This window comes from Dehalococcoidales bacterium, assembly GCA_030698765.1.
In the GTDB taxonomy this organism is placed as follows: Bacteria; Chloroflexota; Dehalococcoidia; order Dehalococcoidales; family UBA2162; genus JAUYMF01.
Genome location: JAUYMF010000002.1, coordinates 1 through 3,234, shown reverse-complemented (window position 1 = coordinate 3,234; position 3,234 = coordinate 1). Strand labels below are relative to the sequence as shown.

Sequence of the window (3,234 nt, the reverse complement as noted above, 5' to 3'; positions counted from 1 at the left end):
AGAGGTGAGGGGGTACCCTTCCCCACACACAGATAGCTTCGCCTTCCTCCTATAGCGGAATGGTCTCTCAATGACACCGCCAACCAAAACCGAAGAATACCTTATGGTCTACTTCACTTCCCCGCAGGCACTTACTGAGCGGGTTTACGCTCAAGCTTGATAGTGCCACTCTTGACGTAAGGGTATCCTTCCGGGGGCGGGATGGGAGAGGAAAACCGGCCGCTCTCCTCCAGGGCCGCCAGGTAGTTTCTAAAGGCGATATAGGTGTCCGCTTCGCTGGCAATGGTAATACTGCTACCCTGGTGGGAAACCGAGCCAACCCTGACATCAGCCTGCTCAGCCAGAGTGTTAATGACCGTTAAGTCCTCGGTAAAACCACCACCCATATTGATAATGGTACGGTATTCATTGATAACTTTCTGTAATGGCTCACGGTTCTTGATTTCCTCCTGCCGCCGGATCAACTCGTTATTGACAATGTCATATCTCGTTTCTATTACCGCCGTTTCCCCCACCGCCGCCGCGGTTAACTGATACAGGGGAAAGAGTAAAACCATGGCTGCCAATATCATCCCGGTCATGTATAGCTGCCTGGCGGTAGGTTTCCATGGCCGATAGATTTGCGGCAGCAGATTAATATCCGGGGCTAGATATTCACTTCCCCCCAGATTTCTGGTCGTCGCTGACCCTTTGAGGGCAAGCCCGATGTTGACGGCGTACTGTGAGACCGGTAGATGTGGTGGATACTTCAGGGGGGGCGTTACCGGCTCAACGGGATACTGCACCCTCGATTGCAGGCGCTCGACCAGGGCGAGGTCACCTGACATCCACCCGGTGATGAAGAGGGGAGTAGCCAGGTCCAGGGGTAAAGCAGGGTTATTGGAATTATGAAAACCTACCGTCAGGTCCAGGGCTACCGCTAAATGCTCCGCCCTCTCTTCCGGGGAAAGCTCATCCGACTGCCAGGCGGTAGTACGCATGATACTGGTGATGCCGTTGACGACCACAATGATATCAAAGCTGACGGCCTCAATATTGAGGATGAGAGCCTGCTCTCTGTTGACGGCCCTGGCCAGCGCCATTGCCTTGAGGTCCAGTATACGGGGATTGATACCCCCCGCCTTCAGGGCTTGCACTTCGCTATCCACTATATCCCGGGGAATACCCAGCACCAGCACCTGCTGCCCGCCGTCCATAGCCGCGATATGTTGCCATGAGAGGTACAGCTCATCTTCAGGCAAGGGCATTATCTCCCTGGCTTCCTCAAGGACCGCCGTCTGCGTTATGGCCGTTCCCGGAGGAGCAGGCACTAGCACCAACCGGCTCACCGAGTAAAGCCCGCTGACACTGGCGGTAACATCTCCCCCCCGGATACCACTTGAAGCCATAAACTGCTTAACGGCGGCGCTTAAAGCAGCCGGGTCAGTAACAACCTCATCCTCAAATATACCCGGCTCAAGGGAACGGCTCGCCCATCTGACCACCCTGTCGCCATCGGTCTCCATGAGCCTGATGTCAGTAGCGCTGATTTCAATAGTTATCATGCCCTGGACGCTTTCTCCTTTGATAAAACATAACTAATCAATATCAACAGGGTTACCGCTAGTGTAATGTCTCAAAGATTACTTTAAAATCATTGCACCCATATTGTCATTCCCGCGAAGGCGGGAATCCAGTATCACCACCCCACCCGGATTCCGTATCAAGTACGGAATGACAGGCATTGGTAAAGTGTTACCGGGACACTACACTATCCGGATTTATAATAGATAACAAGGTCAATATTAGCCCCGATCTCACTCTTGGTGGTATCTTTACTCAGGTATTCCCTGGCGGTAAATACATTAGCGCCGTCAAACTGGCGCACCGTTCCGTCAGCCTCAGAGGTATAGTAGTATTCAGTGGTGAGCGTGTTGATATAGCTAACGGTTGAAAACTTGGTGGTATCATCCACCGAGATTTTATCATGCTCGTAGAGTACGTACCCGCCCCTCGGCGTGCCGGTACCGGTATAACCTTTTGCCGCCGCGGTGGTGGTGACATCGGGGAAACCCTCCCTGACATTCCCTGTATTCGGATTGTCACCCATGAGATTGGTGGCCACGCCACCACTGAAAGAGATCGGAAAGGGTATCCCGGAAAGGGTATTGTCACTCATCATGCTCTGTACCGCCGATGCGACGCTGCGGAATTCCGCCCTTCTGGCCGCGTCTTCACCCGCAGCCGTAACCTCTACCTCCCTGGTGGTGACCTTCTGTAATACCAGGGTCTTCATCTCCTCTTCCTTTCCCTCTCCCGAGGTCTTCATCACCTTTCCCGAATCCAGGTCAGAAATGAAAGCCATGACATCGGCGTAATCGCCCTGGACATAGACATTGCTGAAAGTGAGCGTCTGATATGTTCCCCCGCCCACCTTCGCCTGGCCCAATTTGGCCGGGGGAATGCGGAACTTACCCACTTCAGGAGTGACATCAATGCCGTTCTTCTCAGCCGCGTCAACTAGCGCTTTAATAGCCTGGGCGTTGTCTACCGGCGCCAGGGCTTTGGCGACTTCATCATATTCCGCCCGCAAGGCGTCACTGCTGGGCAACGGGCGGGCGATCACGGCGCTCAGTTTGACGATTTGATCCTCGAACTCTCCCTGCTTCACACCCTGCTGCCAGTAGACAAAGCCAAAGGAGATATAGACAATCAGTATCAGACCGATTAAAAATAATACCCCTGTCTGGCGAAATCTGACCAGCAGCTTCTTGATAACTTCCATCTTCTACATAAAACAGGAAAATAACTCTACGTGCGGGGCGCTACCGCCATCTTTCCCGCAGCGCCCTCTGCACCTGCTCCTCTATGGTTTCCGCTACTACCTTTTGCCTGGCCTCTCCCTCAACTACCCTTTTTAGCTCCTGCTCCATTTTCAGCCTTTCTTCTTCATGGAAACGGTGGTAGAGCTGCCTGCCCCGCCTCCAGCCCACCACCCAGACCATGGACAGCCCGAAGATGGCTACCGGGGCCACAACCTCCAGCCCGATGTCCTGAAAGAGCAGGATTATGATTATAATCAAAACAGCGAACAGGAATACGGCGACATCAAGGTCCCAGCGGGCCGCCGTGGCTCTATCCCTGGCTCTCTGGGCAGCGCCGCGCTCCATTTCCGGGCTGATCCCGCCGTGGCTATCCTGTTTCAGGTGCGCCTGGCCGGCGCCCTCGGCTTTGTCCATTGGTCTTCCCCCTTTG

General features: G+C 54.1%; 3 protein-coding genes. All 3 read right to left on the bottom strand.

The window, feature by feature from the left end; translation table 11 throughout:
- Positions 1–131: 131 nt before the first annotated feature.
- The gene (pilM, locus tag Q8Q07_00055) at positions 132–1,544 is read right to left on the bottom strand and encodes a pilus assembly protein PilM (protein MDP3878688.1); all 1,413 of its coding nucleotides are present in this window, start codon (positions 1,542–1,544) and stop codon (positions 132–134) included.
- Between the two features lie 206 nt (positions 1,545–1,750).
- The gene (locus Q8Q07_00050; GenBank protein MDP3878687.1) at positions 1,751–2,764 is read right to left on the bottom strand and encodes a hypothetical protein; all 1,014 of its coding nucleotides are present in this window, start codon (positions 2,762–2,764) and stop codon (positions 1,751–1,753) included.
- Between the two features lie 40 nt (positions 2,765–2,804).
- Positions 2,805–3,234 (bottom strand): hypothetical protein (locus tag Q8Q07_00045; protein ID MDP3878686.1); only part of this gene is annotated, 430 nt, incomplete at its 5' end.